Annotated in this window: 18 protein-coding genes and 1 pseudogene; 4 read left to right on the top strand and 15 right to left on the bottom strand. The window is 67.2% G+C overall.

The window, feature by feature from the left end; genetic code table 11:
• Positions 1–20: 20 nt before the first annotated feature.
• From AB0L82_RS19675 to AB0L82_RS19650, 6 genes are all read right to left on the bottom strand, one after another.
• Complete coding sequence (locus AB0L82_RS19675; protein ID WP_364637732.1) at positions 21–524, bottom strand: hypothetical protein; 504 nt, start codon at positions 522–524, stop codon at positions 21–23.
• On the bottom strand, positions 521–1471 hold the full coding sequence (locus AB0L82_RS19670; RefSeq protein ID WP_364637730.1) for a DUF4129 domain-containing protein: 951 nt from the start codon (positions 1469–1471) through the stop codon (positions 521–523). Before AB0L82_RS19670 ends, AB0L82_RS19675 begins: the two co-directional genes overlap by 4 nt.
• 280 nt (positions 1472–1751) lie before the next feature.
• Positions 1752–3233 carry a UDP-glucose/GDP-mannose dehydrogenase family protein gene (locus AB0L82_RS19665; protein WP_364638023.1) on the bottom strand — a complete coding sequence of 494 codons (1482 nt, stop codon included), beginning with the start codon at positions 3231–3233 and terminating at the stop codon, positions 1752–1754.
• A 2-nt stretch (positions 3234–3235) separates the two neighbouring features.
• Complete coding sequence (locus AB0L82_RS19660; protein WP_364638021.1) at positions 3236–4387, bottom strand: glycosyltransferase family 1 protein; 1152 nt, start codon at positions 4385–4387, stop codon at positions 3236–3238.
• Between the two features lie 179 nt (positions 4388–4566).
• Positions 4567–5526, bottom strand: a complete 960-nt coding sequence (zapE, locus tag AB0L82_RS19655; RefSeq protein WP_364637728.1) for a cell division protein ZapE — start codon at positions 5524–5526, stop codon at positions 4567–4569.
• A 92-nt stretch (positions 5527–5618) separates the two neighbouring features.
• Entirely contained in the window at positions 5619–5927 is a 309-nt protein-coding gene (locus tag AB0L82_RS19650) for a hypothetical protein (protein ID WP_364637726.1), read from the bottom strand.
• A 154-nt stretch (positions 5928–6081) separates the two neighbouring features.
• On the opposite strand from AB0L82_RS19650, the gene AB0L82_RS19645 reads away from it, so the two are divergent.
• Together AB0L82_RS19645 and AB0L82_RS19640 are read left to right on the top strand one after the other, a co-directional pair.
• Positions 6082–6291 (top strand): type II toxin-antitoxin system VapB family antitoxin, encoded by a 210-nt coding sequence (locus tag AB0L82_RS19645; protein ID WP_364637724.1) that lies wholly within the window; start codon positions 6082–6084, stop codon positions 6289–6291.
• Positions 6288–6722 carry a PIN domain-containing protein gene (locus AB0L82_RS19640; protein ID WP_364637722.1) on the top strand — a complete coding sequence of 145 codons (435 nt, stop codon included), beginning with the start codon at positions 6288–6290 and terminating at the stop codon, positions 6720–6722. The genes AB0L82_RS19645 and AB0L82_RS19640 overlap by 4 nt, the downstream gene beginning before the upstream one ends.
• Positions 6723–6831: 109 nt before the next feature.
• Here AB0L82_RS19640 and AB0L82_RS19635 read toward each other — a convergent pair.
• From AB0L82_RS19635 to AB0L82_RS19595, 9 genes and pseudogenes are all read right to left on the bottom strand, one after another.
• A pseudogene (locus AB0L82_RS19635) lies at positions 6832–6936 on the bottom strand (carotenoid oxygenase family protein); the annotation flags it as partial.
• Between the two features lie 9 nt (positions 6937–6945).
• Entirely contained in the window at positions 6946–7974 is a 1029-nt protein-coding gene (locus tag AB0L82_RS19630) for a medium chain dehydrogenase/reductase family protein (RefSeq protein ID WP_364637720.1), read from the bottom strand.
• 83 nt (positions 7975–8057) lie between these two features.
• The gene (locus tag AB0L82_RS19625; protein WP_364637718.1) at positions 8058–8621 is read right to left on the bottom strand and encodes a TetR/AcrR family transcriptional regulator; all 564 of its coding nucleotides are present in this window, start codon (positions 8619–8621) and stop codon (positions 8058–8060) included.
• Between the two features lie 214 nt (positions 8622–8835).
• Positions 8836–10008 carry a lipid-transfer protein gene (locus AB0L82_RS19620; RefSeq protein WP_364637716.1) on the bottom strand — a complete coding sequence of 391 codons (1173 nt, stop codon included), beginning with the start codon at positions 10006–10008 and terminating at the stop codon, positions 8836–8838.
• Positions 10005–10424, bottom strand: a complete 420-nt coding sequence (locus tag AB0L82_RS19615; RefSeq protein WP_364637714.1) for a MaoC family dehydratase — start codon at positions 10422–10424, stop codon at positions 10005–10007. Before AB0L82_RS19615 ends, AB0L82_RS19620 begins: the two co-directional genes overlap by 4 nt.
• Complete coding sequence (locus AB0L82_RS19610) at positions 10421–11371, bottom strand: OB-fold domain-containing protein (protein ID WP_364637712.1); 951 nt, start codon at positions 11369–11371, stop codon at positions 10421–10423. The genes AB0L82_RS19615 and AB0L82_RS19610 overlap by 4 nt, the downstream gene beginning before the upstream one ends.
• A 17-nt stretch (positions 11372–11388) precedes the next feature.
• Entirely contained in the window at positions 11389–12558 is a 1170-nt protein-coding gene (locus tag AB0L82_RS19605; protein ID WP_364637710.1) for an acyl-CoA dehydrogenase family protein, read from the bottom strand.
• Positions 12543–13631 carry an acyl-CoA dehydrogenase family protein gene (locus AB0L82_RS19600; RefSeq protein WP_364637708.1) on the bottom strand — a complete coding sequence of 363 codons (1089 nt, stop codon included), beginning with the start codon at positions 13629–13631 and terminating at the stop codon, positions 12543–12545. Before AB0L82_RS19600 ends, AB0L82_RS19605 begins: the two co-directional genes overlap by 16 nt.
• 26 nt (positions 13632–13657) lie before the next feature.
• Positions 13658–15823: an acyl-CoA dehydrogenase gene (locus AB0L82_RS19595; RefSeq protein WP_364637706.1), complete on the bottom strand. Its 2166-nt coding sequence runs from the start codon at positions 15821–15823 to the stop codon at positions 13658–13660.
• A 147-nt stretch (positions 15824–15970) separates the two neighbouring features.
• Between AB0L82_RS19595 and kstR the strand changes: the two genes are divergently transcribed.
• Together kstR and otsB are read left to right on the top strand one after the other, a co-directional pair.
• The gene (kstR, locus tag AB0L82_RS19590) at positions 15971–16636 is read left to right on the top strand and encodes a cholesterol catabolism transcriptional regulator KstR (RefSeq protein ID WP_364637704.1); all 666 of its coding nucleotides are present in this window, start codon (positions 15971–15973) and stop codon (positions 16634–16636) included.
• A gap of 301 nt (positions 16637–16937) precedes the next feature.
• Positions 16938–19508, top strand: coding sequence for a trehalose-phosphatase (gene otsB, locus AB0L82_RS19585; RefSeq protein ID WP_364637702.1), 2571 nt, complete (start codon positions 16938–16940; stop codon positions 19506–19508).
• Positions 19509–19659 lie beyond the last annotated feature (151 nt).

Genomic DNA, 19659 nt, shown 5'->3' with positions numbered 1-19659 from the left:
TCGCATATCGAAAAACCCGTTCACATGTTCTGGAGGCGGCGCAGGATCTCGTCCAGCGCCGGTCGGCCGGGTGCCGGATTCGTCTGGTCACGCAGCGCCGAATTGGCGGGATCCACCCAGCGCCACAGTTCGGGTCCGAACTGCAGTTGCCCGGCGGTCTCGGTGGCGCGCCGGTTCTTGGCCATCCGATGGCCGCTGGTCAGTTCGAACTCCTTCGCGAGCAGCGGCCGCAGATGCCGGTCCCAGTCCGCGCGGCTGCCCTCGGACCGATCCGCCAGCATCTGTGCCCGAGCCTGCCAGCGATTGAGCATTTCCGCTGGGCCATTGTCGATCTCGTGATCTTCCGGACTCGCGGGCTGATACCGGCGGGCACGGTCCAGCAGCGACCAGACCAGCAATCCCAGCACCCCGGCGACCGGAATGGCGGCCACCGGGAGCACGGTGGTGCGGTCATTGTGCAGTGCGAACATCTCGAACAGACCCGCCAGCAGCAGGCCGCCGACCACTATCGCTATCCGGCTCATGCGGTTTCCGCCTGTCCCTGTAGATCGGCCAAGACGATGCGCAGCAGCTGTTCGGCTCGCATGCGCTGCCACTCCAGCATGGAGTGCGGGCTGAACCGGGCTTCCTCGAAGAGCGCCACCAACTCTCGCGCCGAGGCATCGTGCAGGAAGCCGCGATCGAAGGCGCGCGCCAGCACCTCCGAGGGGGTGTCCGAGGCCAGCGGAGCCACCTCCCGCGCCTGCGCCAGACCGCGTTCCATGGCGACATAGCAGGCGATGATGGCGGTGCGCGGATCCTGACCCGGCGCGATCATGGCCGCCAGGCCCATCTCCGCGACCTTGGCCAGTGACACCGCTTCGGTGGGCGAACTGGGCACGATACCGGCGATTTTCGGTTCCGGGCGGCGCGTGGAGCCGACCGCGACCACCACCAGTCCGGTCATGGCCACCAGTACCAGCGCGATCGCACCGACGGCCACCAGGACCAGCACGGTACCGCTGAGCGGTGGATCGGGCAGCGATTCCGGTGGCGGGGCCAGGGTGTCCACCGGCTGGGTGCCGCCGGTGGTCGGCGACGGGGTCGAAAACGTCTGATCCGCGGGTTCTTTGCGGCCGGGACCGACCAGGTAGATCGACAGTACCGCGGTCGCGACCAGCGCGATGGCGGCCAGCGCGATCAGCACCAGCAGTCCGAGCCGGGGCAGTCCGGTGCGCTCGCGCTCGCGATCCGGATCGGGTTCGGGCATCGAAAGTGGCAGCCGGTGTTGGCTATTGATCACGCCCGCGGCCAGGATCACCACCGAGACCAGCAGCAATACCGGCATGAGCGCCAGCGTCACCGCCGACGGCGCACCCGGCGCGGAGGGTCCGCCGGTGCCGGGGATGTAGCCGCGCAGCGCGAAAACGGCGAGCATCAGCAGGGCGATCAAGCCGATCACCCGCGATGCCAGCGTCCCCACCCCAGTCACGTGTACCCCTAACCAGAGTCCTGCAAATCAGGCACATAGTTACATGCCGGTAGGTCCGGTTGGGGGGAATTGCGAAACACCGATTACATGCGAATCCTGAATATATTCGCGCTCGAGGTTCGGTGACCGCATCGCACGTCCCGTGGTAGTGGGCCGGACAATTCACGTGTTCCGCTCATAACCAACCGCACTGAATAGATCCGATCGGAAGGACCGGACCGCATCCGAGCAGCGGCGGCTCGGCCACCCGGGGCGGCCGAGCCGAGACGTCCGCATCGGGCTACGCGGAGCGGCGCACCCGGGCCCGCAGTCGGGTCAGCGCCGAATCAGCCAGTGTGGCAGGTGCTTCCACACCCCGTCGGGAGCCCCGCAGCATGCCCGGACGCAGTGCCTCCGGCGCGCTGACGGCCGCGGACTCACGGGATTCCGCGCGCGCCACCGGATTCCGGGACTCGACCAGGCGGCCCAGCGCCCGGAAATCCCATCCCGCAGCCAGCCACGGCTCCGGATCGAGGGCATTGCGGGCATCGATGAGGGTGCGACCGCGCGCCACCGTGCGCAGGAAGACCGGATCAAGGTCCCTGAACTCACTCCACTCGGTGAGGTGCAGCACCACATCGGCCTCGTGCAGCGCGGCCGCCGCGGTGGCCGCGTAGATCAGCTGCGGGGCGACCGCGCGCGCCGGGACCGTGGCCGCCGGATCGAACGCGGTGACCTGCACGCCCGCGGCCTGCAAGCGCACCGCCACATCGAGCGCGGGCGAATCGCGCACATCGTCCGACAGCGGTTTGAAGGCGATGCCGAGAATGCCGACCCGATGGGAACCGCTGGCGTGCAGCAGATCCAGGGTCTCGCGCACCACCCGTTCGCGGCGGCGCAGATTGATGGTGTCGATATCGCGCAGGAAGTCCACGGTCTCGGCCGCGCCCAGTTCACCGGCGCGGGCGATGAGCGCGCGCACATCCTTGGGCAGACAGCCGCCGCCGTAACCCAGTCCGGCACCGAGGAATTTGCGGCCGATCCGATCGTCATGCCCGAGCGCGTCCGCCAGCAGCGTCACATCCGCGCCGGTGAGCTCGCACAGTTCGGCCATCGCGTTGATGAACGAGATCTTGGTCGCCAGAAAGGCATTCGCGGAGACCTTGATCAACTCCGCGGTCGGCAGATTGGTGATCACCACCGGCGATCCACCCCCGATCGGGGTCGAATACACCTGGCGCAGCGCCCATTCCGCATCCGGCGTGGTCACGCCGAACACCAGCCGATTGGGGCTGAGCGTGTCGTGCACCGCATGACCCTCGCGCAGGAATTCCGGATTCCAGGCCAGATCCACCGAGATCCCGGCCGGGGTCAGCTCGGCGATACGGGCGGTGAGCGCCTCGGCGGTGCCGACCGGCACCGTCGACTTGCCCACGATCAGGCAATTGCGGGTCAGATGCGGCACCAGGCCCTCGATGGCCCCGTACAGCTGGGACAGATCCGCCGCGCCATTGGTTCCGGGCGGCGTTCCGACACAGAGGAAATGGACATCGGCGAACCGGGCGGCCGCCACCAGCGAGGTGCCGAACCGCAACCGGCCGGATTCCACGTGCCCGGCCAGCAGTTCGGGCAGTCCGGGCTCGTGGAAGGGCACCCGCCCCGCCGAGAGCGCGGCCGCCTTGGCCGGATTGTTGTCCACCCCGAGCACTTCGAAGCCGAGTTCGGCCATGCCCGCGGCGTGCGTGGCACCGAGATAACCGGTGCCGATGACGGAGATGCGCAGCATCAGGATGCCTCCTTGGAGAGCGGGCTGCGGAGGTCGCCATCGCCTGGCAGTCGGCGGCGTTCCGCGATCACTTCGCGGTAGTGGCGAATCAGCAGATCGTTCACGGCCGCCCAGGAGCGGTCGCGCACGCTGCGCTGAGCGTTCTGCGCGGTCTGCGCGCGCAACTCGGCATCGTCGACGAGACGGCGAACCAGGGCTGTCAAAGCCTCGGCATCGCCCGGGGGATAAAGGAATCCGGCGCCGGGCGCGACCACGTCGATGGGGCCGCCGGAGCGCGGCGCGACCACCGGCACGGCGGAGGCGAGGGCCTCCTGCGCTGCCTGGCAATAGGTTTCGTGACGTCCGGTGTGCACGAACACATCCAGCGAGGCGTAGGCCGCGCCGAGTTCCTCGCCGTGCAGCACACCCAGGAAAGCCGCGCCCGGCAACAACTTTCGCAGCCGCTTCTCCTCCGGGCCGCCGCCGACGATGACCAGGCGCACATTCGGCAGCGGCAGCAGGTGCGCGAGCAGCTCGAGCTCCTTCTCCGGGGCCAGGCGGCCGATATAGCCGATCAGCAGTTCACCGTTGGGGGCCAGCCGCTTTCGCAGATCCGCCGAGCGCCGGAACGGGCCGAACTGCTCCAGATCGACCCCGCGCGGCCAGCGCGCCAGGCCCGGCACACCCATCAGCTCGAGTTGCCGCAGGCTTGCGGTGGAAGGCGCGAGCGTGCGATCGACCTGCAGATGAATGCGCCGGGTCAGCGCCGTCATGGTGCGCACACCGCCGGGCAGGTCATAGCGTTCGGCGAAACCCACAAGATCGGTCTGATAGATGGCGACCGTCGGCACGCCGAGCTCGCCGGCCACCCGGGCCGCCTGATATCCCAGTGTCGCGGGCGAGGCGATGTGCACGACATCGGGCTCGAATTCCCGCATGACCTTGCGCAATCGGCGGCGCGTCTCCAGGCCGATCCGGAAGTCGCGATAGAACGGCAGGCGCGCCCCGCGCACCACGTGCACCCGGAATCCGGCGTACACGGCCGGACCCGTCGGGGCCATCAGAACTGCTTCGTGCCCCCTGGCGGCGAGGTGATCGAGCACCCGCCGCACCGAGTTGGTGACGCCGTTGACCTGGGGAAGGAAGGATTCGGCGACCACCAGCACGCGCAATCGGCCGCCGGGGATGCTCGGGTGGCGAGGCGCTGTGCCCTTGGCCTGCTCGCGGATTCGCATCGGTCCCCTCCGGTTCGGTGCTGCCTCCTGAATGCACGGTAGGAAGTCACTTGCAACGCACGCACCCTTCCGCGTAGACGGCACATGAACCGTTCCCGTCGATCAAGTCGACGTGTTCACCCGAGCGTCGCCACCGCGTCGCGCGCCGGTACCGAGAGCTCGCCGAGGCGGCTCAGCGTCCGGTACAGATCGGGGACCCGGGCCACGTCAGCACCCATATCCGCGAGCGGAACCCGCGCGTACACGGACAGTTCCAGATCGGCGTCGTAGAGCACGTCGACCAGATTCACCAGCCGCATCACCCAGTCCGGCGGCACCGAATCCAGCGGCGGCACCTCGCACAGGGTCCACGTCCGGAACCGCCGCGTCAGTTCCAGGAAATCGGCCGCCGACACCGGGATTCCGCACAGCTCGGCGAAATCGACCGTCAGCGCCCCGTTTTCGGCGGCGCGCGCGTGCATCAGGCGATGGGCGACGGGAACCTCCGCGCGCCCGGTCGCCGGGCACTCCCCCACGAGGTACCGCCCGGCCGCGAATCCGGTGTGCCTGCCACCGAGCCGCCGGTAATCCTGGGGACCGTTCACCGAGAGCACATCGAGGTGTTCCAGGATCCGATCGATGGTCGGCACGAACATGGGATGCCACAGCGGATTCGGCATCAGCTCCCGCGGCGGGTAGTTCGAGGTGACCACGAGCGTGATGTGCCGGGCGAACAGCAGATCCAGCAGCCGTGCCACCAGCCGGGCATCACCCGCGTCGTGCACGTGGAATTCGTCGAAGCAGATCAGCCGGGCGTCACCGAGCAGGGCCGCGGCGGCGGCATCGATGCCGCCGTGCTCGTGGATGCCCGCGTTGAGCTGTGCGAAGAAGCTGTGGAAGTGGAAGCGCCGCTTGCGTTCCGAGGGCAGGGCGGCGAAGAACCGGTCCATCAGCATGGTCTTGCCGCGCCCCGGGCCGCCGTACAGGTACAGCCCGCGCGGCCGATGCCACCGCTTCCCCACCCGCGCGGCGATCTCGTCGAGTCGATCGGCGGCCACCCGCTGATCGTGGTCGAGAACGATATCGCTGATCTGCACGGCAACCTCCTGCGCCCGAATCACCTTCCTCTATATCTATAGAGGCATTCGCGGCCGCACAGAAGGGAAGGTGACCACTTACACAGACGAGGTCAGAGTTGCTGCGTGATACGCATATCCGGCCACGGCGGACGCTTGAACACCGCCGCCGTCGCGAACGCCGCCGCCACGAATCCGGTCAGCACCGCGATCAGCGCGATCCGCCCATCATCCTCGACCGGCTCCCACTTGACCTCACCCCCGTGCACCACGAACACCCCCAGCGGCCGCGGACGCGGCCGGAAGAGCCCCCCGGTTCCGGTCACGGTGATGATCGTGGCCCCGTCCACGGTCTGATACGGCTCGCCGTAAACCAGCGAATGATCCACCGCCGGAAGCTCTTTCATCCGATCCTGCAACATGACCGATCCCCTTCCCGAACATACGTCCCCCCAACGTACGCCCGGGCCGGGGCTCGGCGACTACGGAATTCGCACCAATCCACACGGGGCGCCAGTATCGAATTCATATGCGGAGTATTGCTGCAATAGTTGCTGGAGACATATCGTGGTACATATGAAAACAATGATCGATCTGAACGACGAAGCCCTCGCCATGGCAGCCAAGGAACTAGGGACGACCACCAAGAAGGACACGGTCAACGCGGCCCTCGAATTCGTGGCACAACGCCGCCGCCGAATCGAACAGGTACTCAACGATCCGTACGGCTTCGGGGTCGGACCGGACATCGATGATCCGGAAGTCATGGGTAAGGCGCGCCGTTGATCGATACCACGCCACTGCGCCTACATCTGATCGATACCTCGGCAGCGGCCCGCCTTCGGCATGAGGCCGTCCGGACAGTCCTGACCGGGCTCATTGCCGACCGAGCGGCCGCGACATGCGTAACAGTGGACCTCGAGGCCGGCTATTCGGGCCGCAACCTTGCCGACGTTCAAAACATCGCCCAGCGCCGCCGAGCCCTCTATGTGAACTTGCCCATCAACGAGGCCATCGCGGACCGCGCCCGCGAGGTACAACAACTCATGGCCCGTCCGGGATTGCACCGCGCCGCAGGCATTGTCGACCTCCTGACCGCAGCGGTCGCCGAATACCACGGCGCAGTCCTAGTCCACTACGACGCCGACTTCGAACATATCGCCACCGTCACCCGGCAGCCTCACGTTTGGGTGGTCCCATCCGGGAGCGTCGACTGACTATGCCGGATATCTAACGCCAAGACGCGACAACACCTGCGACAGAACAACCTTCGACACACTACTCATTCGGGCGACATGGAGACGCCGGTCATTCCCGAGTCATGCTTTCACCGGTGACCGGATCCTGTTTGGGATGTGCCGTCATGGCGGTGGTGAGCTTGCCGCCGAAATCGTAGGGGCCCACCGTATCCAGCTCGGGGGTCATCTCAGGCGTGCTTGACTACCGCGCGGGCAGCAGTACGACTTTGCCGGTGACGGTGCGGGATTCGGCGAGGGTCAGGGCCTGGGCGGCCTGGGTCAGGGGGAAGCGGGCGGCGATCTGGGGGCGCAGGTCACCCTTGGCGGCGAGCGCGAAGACGGCGGAGAGGTCGGTGGCGAGCTTGCGGCGGAACGTGCTCGCGCGGCGCTGTCCGGCCCAGATGTTGTAGAAGTGCGCGCTGCGCTTGTTGGGCAGGGCGTTCCAGAGCATCAGGCGGGCGAAGAGTTTCAGGACCGGGAGGCGGGAGTTGCCGGTGTCGTCCTTGGTGGAGGCGGTGCCGTAGGCCATCAGGGTGCCGCCGGGGGCGAGCAGGGTGAAGGAGTCCACGATGCCGGGGCCGCCGACGTGGTCGAAGACCGCGTCGACGCCGTTCGGGGCCAGGGCGCGGACCTGGGCGACCACGTCGCCGCGGTAGTCGACCGGGGTCGCGCCGAGCGCGGTGACCTGGTCGGCATTGCGGGCCGAGGCGGTGCCGATCACCTTCACCCCCGCGGCCAGGGCCAGCTGCACCAGCGTGGAGCCGACGCCGCCGTTCGCGCCGTGTACCAGGATCGTCTGCCCCGCACGCACTTTCGCGTAGCGGTGCAGCATCTGCCAGGCGGTGATGCCGTTGACCACGAAGGTTTCGGCGGCGTCGGCCGGGAGTTCGGCCGGAACCTCGATCAGATCGGCGCTGTCCAGCAGCACATGACTGGCCCAGCCGCCGACCTTGGTCAGCGCGGCGACCCGCTTGCCGACCAGTCCGGCATCGGCGGGCGATCCGACCTCGACGACCGTGCCGACCAGGTCGTAGCCGGGCACGAACGGGAAGGCGGGCTGGTCGTAGTACTTGCCGCGGCGCATCTGCTGTTCGGCGAAGGAGACGCCGGTGGCCTCGACCTCGATCAGCGCCTGGCCCGGCGTCGGGGCGGCCAGTTCGCGGTGGGTGGTGAGCAGTTCCTCGGGCTCGACGGTGCCGGGCAGGACGATTTCGGTGGCGGTGATCGACATGATCTTCTTCTTCCTGACGTGTGAGTGACCACTCAGTCACTCAATGGGTAAATGAAAAGCCTCCCGCTCGGGAGGCCCGAAAATCAGCCCGGATGCCGAATACCGAGATTGAGGATCGCGGCCCAGCCGCCCTCGCTCCCGTCCAGCCCCAGCGTGGTGATGAGGTGGCACAGCTGCCCGTAGGCGATGAACTTCTGCACCTCGGGATCGGTTGCGCCCGAACGCGATTTGGCATAGTCGGTGACCCGGGCCAGGCCCCGCCGCAGCGCGTCGGCGATATCGGCGATATCGGTCGCGGACTGCGCGTGCACCTGGAGCATGAGCAGACTCTTGTTCGAGATGAGTTCGGCGTAGGCCCCGCCCATCTCGTAGAGGATCTGCTCCGGATCGCCCTCCCCCGCCCGGGCCGCACCCGTGGCGAGCGAACGCTCCACCAGTTCGAAGCACCGATCCAGTGCCGCGACGAACAGTTCGACCTTGCTCGGAAAGAGCTTGAACACGTAGGCCGTCGATATCCCGGCCGCCGTGGCGACGGTGGTGATCGGCGTGCCGTGATACCCGGTCCGGGCGAACTCCACGATGGCCGCGTCGAGAACGGCTTCCCGGCGAACGTCCGAGGTGGAGAGGGTAACTCCGCGCTTGGTCATGTGAGTGACTGTACACTCACTCTTTCGCGGCGCGCAACCCCCACCCTCGAAAATGGCCGTAACCTGGCCCTATGGGCGAGCCGCGCTTCCTCACCCCCAAGACCTACGGCTGGGGCTATGACTTCAACCTCAACCGGGGGTTCCACCGCAGGTAGCCCCGAACGCGAAAGGCCCGGGCGAGAAGGGATCTCACCCGGGCATTCGACGTGACGGATCAGTTGGAGCTGAGCACCAGACCCGAGGTCGGGACGCCGGTACCGGCCGTCACGACGATATTGCTCAGGCCCGCAACCTGATTCACCGAGGTGCCGCGAATCTGGCGCACGCCCTCGGCGATGCCGTTCATCCCGTGGATGTACGCCTCACCCAGCTGGCCGCCGTGGGTGTTCAGCGGCAGTCGCCCGCCCACCTCCAGCGCACCGTCCTTGATGAAGTCCTTGGCCTCACCGCGACCGCAGAAACCCAGTTCCTCGAGCTGCATGAGCACGAACGGGGTGAAGTGGTCGTAGAGGATCGCGGCCTGCATATCCTCCGGGCGCAAACCACTTTGGGCCCACAGCTGATCGCCGACCAGGCCCATTTCCGGCAGGCCGGTCATGGCATCGCGGTAGTAGCTGGTCATGACGTACTGATCGGCGCCGGAACCCTGTGCCGCGCCGACGATTACGGCGGGCTTGTTCGGAAGATCCCTGGCCCGTTCGGCACTGGTGACCACGATCGCCACACCGCCGTCGGTCTCCTGGCAGCAGTCGAGCAGATGCAGCGGCTCCGCGATCCAGCGGGAAGCCTGATGCTCCTCGAGGGTGATCGGCTTACCGTAGAAATGCGCGTTCGGATTCACCGCGGCGTGCTTGCGGTCGGTCACCGCGATGGTGCCGAAATCCGCACTGGTAGCGCCGTATACGTGCATATAGCGACGCGCGACCATGGCGACCTGCGCGGCCGGGGTGCCCAGGCCGTGCGTGTACGAGAACGCGTTGTCCACACCGGAGGAGGTGGCGTTGCCCGCCAGCTGGGTGGAGAACTGACCGAAGCGGTGACCCGAGCGCTCATTGAAAGCCCGGTACGCCACCACGACATCCGCGACTCCGGTCGCCACGGCCATGGCCGCCTGCTGCACGGTCGCCGCCGCCGCGCCGCCGCCGAACGGGATATTGCTGAAGAACTTCAGGCTCGGGATACCGGCGGCCCGGGCCACGGCGGCCTGGGTGTTGGTGTCCATGGTGAAGGTCGTAAGGCCGTCCACATCGGCGGGGGTGAGTCCGGCGTCGGCGAGCGCGGCGGTGACCGCCTCGGCGGCCAGGCGCAGTTCACTGCGGCCGGAATCCTTGGAGAAGTCGGTGGCGCCGATGCCTACGATGGCGGCGCGGCCACTCAGACCGGTCACGCGCGTGCCTCCTGAAGCGAGATAACGGCTTTCGCCGTGATGTGGTCGCCCAGGCTGTCCTTGCCGACCACGTCGATGGTGATTTCGGTGCCCTGCACGGCCGATACCGTGCCGGACAGCGTGAGGGTGTCACCCGAGTACAGCGGCACGCCCAGGCGCAGCGAGATCGACTTCACCCGCGCGGCCGGACCGGCCCAGTCGGTCACGAAGCGCTGCACCACACCGGTATCGGTGAGGATGTTCGCGAAGATGGTCTTGGAGCCGCGCTCCACCGCCAGTGCCGGATCGTGGTGCACGTCCTGGAAATCCCGGGTGGCCAGCGCCGAGGACACGATGAAGGTGGTGTCGGCGAGAATCACCAACTCCGGCAGGGTGGTTCCGACCTGCACTGCGGCAAGTTCCACGGTGGAGGTCATGACACAGCCTTCCAATAGGGCACGGTGTTGTCGTCATCGAGGGCCTCGAAACCGACCTCGACGGCCTGGCCGATGGCGACGCCGGCGGGATCGATACCGCGCAGCTCGCCGAGCATGCGCACACCCTCTTCCAGTTCGACCAGCGCGACCACGAACGGCAGCGCCCGGCCGGGCACCTTCGGGGCATGGTGCACCACGAAACTGAAGACGGTACCGCGCCCGGAGGCCACGACGTACTCGGTCTCCTTGGCCTTGTCCTGCCAGATCGCCGGAACCGGCGGATGCTGGAGCGTGCCGTCCGGCCGCCGCTGAATCCGCAGCTCGCCGAGTTTGGTTCCGTCCCAGAAGAATTGGGTGTCGTGCGAGATCACCGGCTTGACCCGCTTGGCGAGATCCGCCGCCGGATCGGCCTTCGGCGCGGCACCGGTGCCGGGCGCGAACTTCAGGATGCGGAAGAGCATCTCGGTGACGAGCTCTTCTCCCACATACCAATTCGTGCGATAGGTGGCGAACCAGCCCTCACCCAGACCCGTACGCTTCGGCCCGACCAGGGAATCCAGCGAGGAACGCACGGTGACCTGCTCGCCGACCTCGAGGTAGCGGTGGTACACCTGATCGCAATTGGTGCCGACCACCGAGGTGAATCCGGCGGCGTCGAGCAGCTCGTTGGTGACCGTCATCGGGTCGTCGGCGGGACGGGTCCCGTTGAGCCCCAGCATGGTCCACACCTGCGCCATGGCGGGCGGGGCCACGATGCCGGGGTGTCCGGCGGCGATGGCGGCGGCCTCGTCGACATAGATCGGGTTGTTGTCCCCGATGGCCTCCACCCAGTTGTTGATCATGGGCTGGTTCACCGGATCGCGGGCCAGACGCGGGGACGACTGCCCCGCTTCGGAGATCTTTTCCCCGGCCGCTCGGATCTCGTCGGCCGTGAAGCTTTGCGTCACTGTCGAATTCCTTCTTGCTAGCGCGGCACGCGGGGTAGCCGCAGGCCCATTTGGGCGATGAGCTCGCGCATGACTTCATTGACGCCGCCGCCGAAGGTGACCACCAGATTCTGCTTGGTGCGGCGGTCCAGCCACACCAGCAGTTCCGCGGTCGCCGGATCGGCGGGATCGCCGTAGCGGCCCACGATCTCCTCGGCCAGGCGTCCGGCCTCCTGCAGCGCCTCGGTGGAGTACACCTTGGTCGCCGACGCGTCGGCGATCACATCGGCCGGATCGGCGTCGGGGCGCTCCATATTGGAGGCCACCTGCCAGTTCAGCAGCTCGTTGAGCCGCACCATGGCGTGCAACCGGCCCAGCGACCGCCGCACCTCGATCTCACCCAGTACGCCCTGCTTATGCGCCCATTCGCGGACCCGGGTGTAGAGCTGTTCGATCTTGCCGGACGGGCCCAGGCCGACCCGCTCGTGATTGAGCTGGGTGGTGATGAGCTTCCAGCCCTTGTCCACCTCGCCGACAACCATGCTCGCGGGGACCCGCACATTGTCGAAGTAGGTGGCGTTGGTGTGGTGCGCGCCGTCGGCGGTGATGATCGGGGTCCAGGAGTAGCCCGGATCCTTGGTGTCCATGATCAGGATGGTGATGCCGCGGTGCCGCGATTCCACCGTGCCGGTGCGCACGGCCAGCCAGATGTAATCGGCCTCGTGCGCTCCGGTGGTGAAGATCTTCTGCCCGTTGACGATCCAGTCGCCATTGGCGTCCTGCACGGCGCTGGTGCGCAGCGCCGCCAGGTCGGTTCCGGCATCGGGTTCGGAGTAGCCGATGGCGAAATGGATGTCACCGGTGAGGATTCCGGGCAGGAACTTCCGCTTCTGCTCATCCGTGCCGAAGGACTGCAGCGCCGGGCCGACCGTCAGCAGCGTCACCAGCGGGACGGGTACGTCGGCGCGCACCGCCTCGTTGTAGAAGATCTGCTGTTCCAGCGGCCCGAAACCCTGCCCGCCGTACTCCTTCGGCCAGCCGACGCCCAGCTTGCCGTCCGCGCCCATGCGCTTCACGACCGTGCGGTAGGCGTCACCGTGCCGGTTCACCAGCATCTCGGCCTCCTCTTCGGGAGTGACGAGACCGGTGAAATACGAACGCAATTCGTCCCGCAGCCGGCGCTGCTCAGCGGTCAGTTCGATGAACATCTGGCTCCCAAACGGTCCAGCCGGAACGATTCGCCGCCCAGCCAGCGCGCGATGTCCTTGGCCTGTGAGTAGTAGCGGTGCAGTGGATGGGTGATATCGACGCCGAGACCACCGTGCAGGTGATGACACTGCTGCATGGCAGCGGGCAGCTCCGATGCCACCGTGTAGGCGAGTACATCCAGATCGTCTTCGGTGCGGTCCAGGTGTTCGGCGTTGTCCACCCCGTCCCGGGAGAGGGACACAGCCTGTGCGAGCGCCCAATTGGCCGATGCCGCCGCCGCGTGCAGGGTCCGCGAGACCACGTACACATCGGCGATCTGCTGTGCGACAGCCTGGAATTCGGCCAGCGGACGACCGAACTGCTCGCGGGTGCGCACATGTTCGGCGGTCAGCGCGAGAACGCCCTTGAGCAGACCGTCCGCGACCGAGCCGATCCCGGCCAGCGCGAAGCGGTGCAGTTCGGCGATACCGCCGGGCAGCAACTGCTCGGGTGGAATCTGCACACCGTCCAAGCGCAGCGAAAACTCCGGCACCCCATCGGAAGTCGGGCTCGCGGTCTTGGTGATGCCCGGCGCGTCACCGTCGACGATCGCGATGCCCGAGGTGGTCGGGACCAGAATCCAGCGCGCGGTGTCGGCGTACGGCACCGCCACCTTGGAACCGGTGACGCGCACGGTGTCACCGTCCGCGACCGCGGTGGTCTCGGGCTTCACGGTGAACGGCGCGCCCGGCTCGTGCAGCGCGGCGGTGAGCACCGCGCCGTCGGCGACGGCGGGAAACACCTTCTGCGCCACCGTATCCGGCACGCCGATGGCCAGCAGCGGCAGCACGCCGAAGGCGAGCGTGCTGAGCGCCGGAATCTGCACGGCGTCGGTGGCGAGTTCGGTCAGCATGGCGGAAACCTCCAGCAGACCCATATCGTCACCGCCGAACCGCTCGGGTAGGGGCACGGCGAGCAGTCCACTGCCCGCGAAAATCGGCCAGAGCGCGATATCGCGTGCGCTTTCACGCTCCAGCAAACTTACAACAACCTCGGCGACAGCATCCTGGCTCTCGTCCCGCGTGAAGTCCAATTCATTACTCCCGGTTGAGGTGTGGGCTAACCGTGCGATTCGCGCGGCAGTCCGAGAATTCGTTCACCGGCGACGGTCAACAGAATCTGCTCGGTACCGCCCGCAATGGACAAACAGCGTGTGAGCAGGAATTCTTTCACCACATCGGTTTCCAAAGCACCCGCCGCGCCAGCCACTTCCACGGCAAATTCGGCGACTGCCTGCCGGTGTCTGACACCGACCAGTTTGCGCACGCTGCTCTGCGGACCCGGGTCTCCACCGGATAGCAGTTTCTGCGCGGCGCGCGCGTCCAGCAATGTTCCAGCGATTGATTCGGAGACGAGTCCGCCGAGTCGATCCGCCACCAATTCCGCACCGGGTCCGGAGGTGGGCGCGGCGGCGATCAACGCCTCCAGCTCATCCCCGATTCCCTTGCCGCCCATGGCGACCCGCTCGGCCGACAGCGTCGAGCGGGCGATCTTCCAGCCGTTCTCCAGCGCACCGACCAGGCAGTCGTCCGGGACGAACACATCGTCCAGGAAGACCTCGTTGAAGCGCGCCTCACCGGTGATCTCGACCAGCGGGCGGATATCGATGCCCGCGCTCTTCATATCGACCAGGAAGTAGCTGATGCCCTTGTGCTTGGGCGCGGCCGGATCGGTACGCGCCAGGCAGATGCCCCAGGTCGCCTTGTCCGCCAGCGAGGTCCACACCTTCTGACCGCGCAGCTTCCAACCGCCCTCGACCCGCTCGGCCACCGTACGCAGCGCGGCCAGATCGGAACCGGCCTCCGGCTCGGAGAACAGCTGGCACCAGATGACCTCACCGGTCAGCGTCGGCAGCGCGTAGCGCTCGATCTGCTCGGGCGAACCCCATTGCAGCAGAGTCGGAATCGCCCAGTTGGCAATGGCCAGCTCGGGCAGCGTGATGCCCGCCTTGCGCACCTGGTCATCGATCCAGGTGCGCTGGATCGGACCCGCGCCGCGTCCGTACGGCACCGGCCAATGCGAGGCCAGCAGTCCGGACTCGGCGAGCGCGTTGCGCTGTTCGGCCTCGGGCAGGGCGGCGATCTTGGCCAGGTCCGCGGCCAGCACCGCGGCCTCGGCCGCGGTCAAACCGACCGCGTCCCAATTGGGTTCGCCCTCGGCCCCGCCGGAAGCGGTGCCGAGATCGAGACCGACCGTGCGGCGCACACCCTGCAATGTCAATTCGGTGACCCGGGCGCGCCAGCGCGCGGAACCGCCCAGCAACTGCCGCATGGCGGTGGCCCGGCGCAAATACAGGTGCGCGTCGTGCTCCCAGGTGAAACCGATTCCACCCAGCACCTGAATGCAGTCCTTGGCGGTTTCCACCGCGGCGTCCAGCGCGATGGACAGCGCCACCGCCGCCGCGAGCGGAAGTTCGTTCGTCTCAGCATCAACCGCGGCGGCCGCGTCGGCAGCCACCGCGCGAATCTGCTCGGCCCGGCACAGCATCCACGCGCAAATATGTTTGACCGCTTGGAATTCGCCGATCTTGCGCCCGAATTGTTCGCGCACCTTCGCGTATTCGGTCGCGGTTTCCAAACACCATCCGGCAATACCGGCGGCCTCGGCGGCAATCAGCGTGGCGGCGATATCGAGTACGGATTGCGTGGGTTCGAACAAATGGTCCGGCGCGACAGCAACTTCCGCGCAGACCACCCGGGCGAGCGGGACGGTCTGGTCGATGCTGGGCAGCGGCTCCACCCGCAGGCCCGCCGCATCGGCGTCGATCAGACCCCACAGGTGGCGCTCTCCGTCGACGACCGGCACCAGGACGGCGGTGCCCGGCGCGGCGCCGAGAACCGAGCCCCACTCACCGGACAGAATTGCCCCGGATTCGCCGACCGATATCGCGATTTCGCCACCGAGCGCGATACCGCACGGCGTATTCTCGTCGAGCATCTCTCCGGCAACGAGGCCGGCGAGGGCCGTCGAAAGTACGGGTCCGCCTACGAGGTCATGTGCCGCCTGCTCCACCAGCACGGCCAGATCTCCGACGGAACAACCCGCTCCGCCAGCCTCCTCCGGGACCGCGACCCGGAATATCCCGAGATCGGCGAGGCGCGACCAGTATTCGCGCCAGAAATCCGACCCACCGGAACGCATTGTTGCAATTGGGCGCACCGCTGCCGCCCACCCGCGCATGGACTCCTGGACGGCTTTATGCTCGTCAGTGGTGGCTATGGTCACACCACGTACCGCCTTTCCGGGGTGACTTCCACTCCTAGAACATGTTCTAATGTTCGAGCCGGGCGTAAGTCAAGCGCCGCCCAAACGCGGTACGAACTCGTAGCCGGGATGAATCGAACGATTCGTGCAGGAAAGGACTTTCAACCGATGGCCAGTCCCTCCCGATCGCAGTCCGCCGATGGCGCCGCTGCGGGCACCGCGCCTGTGGGCACCGGGCGCAGTGCGCCCGTCACCACCCTCAGCGAGGAGGATCTGAGCTCGGCTGCACAGCGCGACCGGCGCAAACGCATTCTCGACGCCACCCTCGCGCTGGCCTCCAAGGGCGGCTACGACGCCGTCCAGATGCGCGCGGTCGCCGAACGCGCCGATGTCGCCGTCGGCACCCTGTACCGGTACTTCCCGTCCAAGGTGCACCTGCTCGTCTCGGCCCTGGCCCGCGAATTCGAACAGCTGGAGAGCCGCCGCAAGCCGCTGCCCGGTGGCGATCCGCGCGAGCGCATGCACCTCATGCTCACCCAGATCACCCGTGCCATGCAGCGCGATCCGCTGCTCACCGAGGCCATGACGCGAGCGTTCATGTTCGCCGACGCCTCCGCGGCCGCCGAGGTGGATCGGGTCGGCAAGGTGATGGACCGATTCTTCGCCCGCGCGCTGTCCGACGAGGTGCCCGATGAGCGCCAGCTCGCCATCGCCCGCGTGATAAGCGATGTGTGGCTGTCGAATCTGGTCGCCTGGCTCACCCGCCGCGCATCGGCCACCGATGTCACCGAACGACTGGAGCTCACAGTGGATCTGCTGATCGGCGACAAGTGAGATTTCTCCGGGTTTACTCCCAGCGCCGGGGGTAGCACGCGGCAAACGCACTCCGGGCTTTCGCACGGATGCATCCGGGCCGGTCGTCTTTTCGGGACGATCCGGCCCTTTCGCGTTCAACCACAACGTCACAGGTCACAGGCACCGAAGCCGTACTGCCCGAGCGGAAATCGGACATATGGTGAACCGGAGGCAAGTGTCTTGTAAACGCTATGTATCACCGTCAGAACGAGCGGGCAATCAAGACCCAGTAGAGTCTGGCTCGCCCTGAAAAATCTCCTCCGATCACTAGGTTGGATGCGTGAGCGCACAGGATTTGCCACTGGAACTTCGCCGTGCGTTGGCGGCTGTCGCCCGAGTGCCACGGCTGCTGGTCGCTTCGGACTACGACGGGACGATCGCACCCATCGTTGACGACCCCGCGAAGGCCTATCCCCATAGGGAGTCGGTGAATGCGCTGCGCGCACTCTCCGGCCTGACCGGTACCACCGCCGCCGTCATTTCCGGACGAGCGCTGCGAGATCTCGCGGCTCTCTCCCGGCTGCCCGTCGAGGTGCAGTTGATCGGAAGCCACGGTTCCGAATTCGATGTCGGCTTCGTGCACGCCATCGATAACGACGCCAAACAGCTACTGCAGGAAGTGCAGTCGACACTGACCCAGATCGCGCAGGACAACCCCGGCGCGACCGTCGAGATCAAACCGGCCAGCGTCGCGCTGCACGTGCGCAACGCCAGCCCCGAAATAGGCCGCCGCGCAGTGGTTCAGGTCCGCCAGGGCCCGTCCAGCTGGGTCGGTGTGCAGACCACCGAGGGCAAGGAAGTCATCGAGCTCGCGGTCGTCGAAACCGATAAGGGCGCGGCGCTGGACATCGTCCGGCACCAGCAGGGCGCGTCCGCGGCGGTGTTCATCGGTGATGACGTCACCGATGAGAAAGCCTTCAAACGCCTGTCCGGACCGGACGTCGGCATCAAGGTCGGCGATGGTGAAAGCCTCGCCAAATTCCGGGTTTCCAGCACCGAGGACGTCTCCAAGGCCCTCGCATTCCTGCTCGAGGAGCGGCGCACCTGGCTGGCAGGAGCCTCCGCCCCTCGAATCGAACGGCTGACCATGCTGGCCAGCCCTCGATCCAAGGCCCTGGTCACCCCCGACGGCACCATCACCTGGTTGTGCCACCCCGAACCCGATTCGGCGGCGGTGTTCGCGCACCTGCTCGGCGGACCCGGCGCGGGGCATTTCACCATCCAGCCCGAACGGGCCGGACTGCCGCTGTCCCAGCGCTATATCGACGGCACCATGACCGTCGAAACCCGGTGGGCCAGTCTGCAAGTGGTGGACTACCTGCCGCACGACGTATCCGCGGTGCGGACCGACCTCACCCGTGTCATCACCGGTGACGCGAAGGCGGTCATCACCTTCGCACCGCGACCGGAATTCGGTCAGGTGCCGGTGCGCATCGTGCGCGATAACGCCGGACTGCGAGTGCAGGGCACCAACGATCCACTCGTCCTGCGCTCCCCGGGCGTGGAATGGGTGATCATCGACGAGGGCAATCACCACACCGCCCGCGCCGTCGTGGACCCGCGCCAGGGTCCGATCGTGCTCGAAATGCGCTGCGGCACCTCCGATCTCGCACCCTGCATGACACCCGAGGCGGACCGGCGGCGCGAAGCCGAACGGTACTGGTCGGAATGGGCAGGGGCGCTGGAACTTCCGCCGCTCAAGCCGGATCTCATGAAACGCTCCGCGCTCACCCTGCGCGGACTCGTGCACGCCCCCTCCGGATCGATCCTGGCGGCGGCCACCACCTCGCTGCCCGAGGACATCGGCGGCGTGCGCAACTGGGACTACCGGTACTGCTGGCTGCGCGACGCCTCACTCACCGCGTCCGCACTGGTATCGCTGGGCTCCGTCGGCGAAGCCGAGGAACTGCTCGCCTGGGTGCACCGGGTGCTGGAGACCATCCCCGGACCCGAACGGCTGCACCCGCTCTACACCCTCTACGGCGAAACCCTGCCGCCCGAGGCCGTCATCGACCAGCTGCCCGGCTACGCCGGATCCCGGCCGGTGCGAGTCGGCAACGCGGCGAACATGCAGGTGCAGCTCGACGTGTTCGGGCCGATCGTCGACCTCATCTCACAGCTCGCGCACGCCCGCGAACGCAAGGGCATCACCGATCCGGCCAAGGCCCTGCCGGACGCGGACTGGGATCTGGTGCACGCCATGGTCTCCGCCGTACAGCGGCGCTGGCGCGAACCCGACCACGGCATCTGGGAGATCCGCGGCAACCCGCGGCACCACGTGTACTCCAAGGTCATGGGGTGGCTCACCGCCGACCGGGCGATCACCCTCGCCCGCCAATTCGGCCGCACCGTCGAACCCGGCTGGGAGAACCTCCGCGACACCATCGCGGCAGAGGTCAAGGTCGAAGGCTGGAGTGAAGAGGTCCAGTCCTACACCGCGGCCTACGAGGGCACCGACCTCGACGCCGCCACCCTGCACATCGGCCTGAGCGGTCTGATCGACCCCTCCGACCCCCGGTTCGCCGCCACCGTCGTCGCGACCGAAGCCGAATTGCGCAGCGGCTCAACCGTCTACCGCTACCACCACGATGACGGCCTGCCCGGCGGGGAAGGTGGCTTCCACCTCTGCGCCGCCTGGCTCGTCGAGGCCTACCTCCTCATCGGCAAGCGCGAGGACGCCGAGGCGCTCTTCGCCCAGCTCGTCGACGTCGCGGGCCCCACCGGCCTGCTGTCGGAGGAGTACGACCCGGTCGCCGAACGCTCGCTCGGCAACCACCCCCAGGCCTACAGCCACCTCGGCCTGCTGCGCTGCGCCCAACTGCTGAGCCAGCCGGTAGCCGCACTGACCTAGTCCGCGATCCGGACGAAGGAATCCAGAACCCCGCGAACATGTTGTTCGCGGGGTTCTTCGCTGTTCACGGTGGTTTCGGATGGTGAGCGCCCGTGTGTCGCCTACCACACCTACCGGTCGGATTTAGGCAGCGCCGGGCACTTGCGCTACA

This window comes from Nocardia sp. NPDC052001 (assembly GCF_040680615.1).
Taxonomy (GTDB): Bacteria; Actinomycetota; Actinomycetes; order Mycobacteriales; family Mycobacteriaceae; genus Nocardia.
Note: the sequence above shows the minus strand (reverse complement) of the source record. Positions and strands in the feature narration are given on the sequence as shown.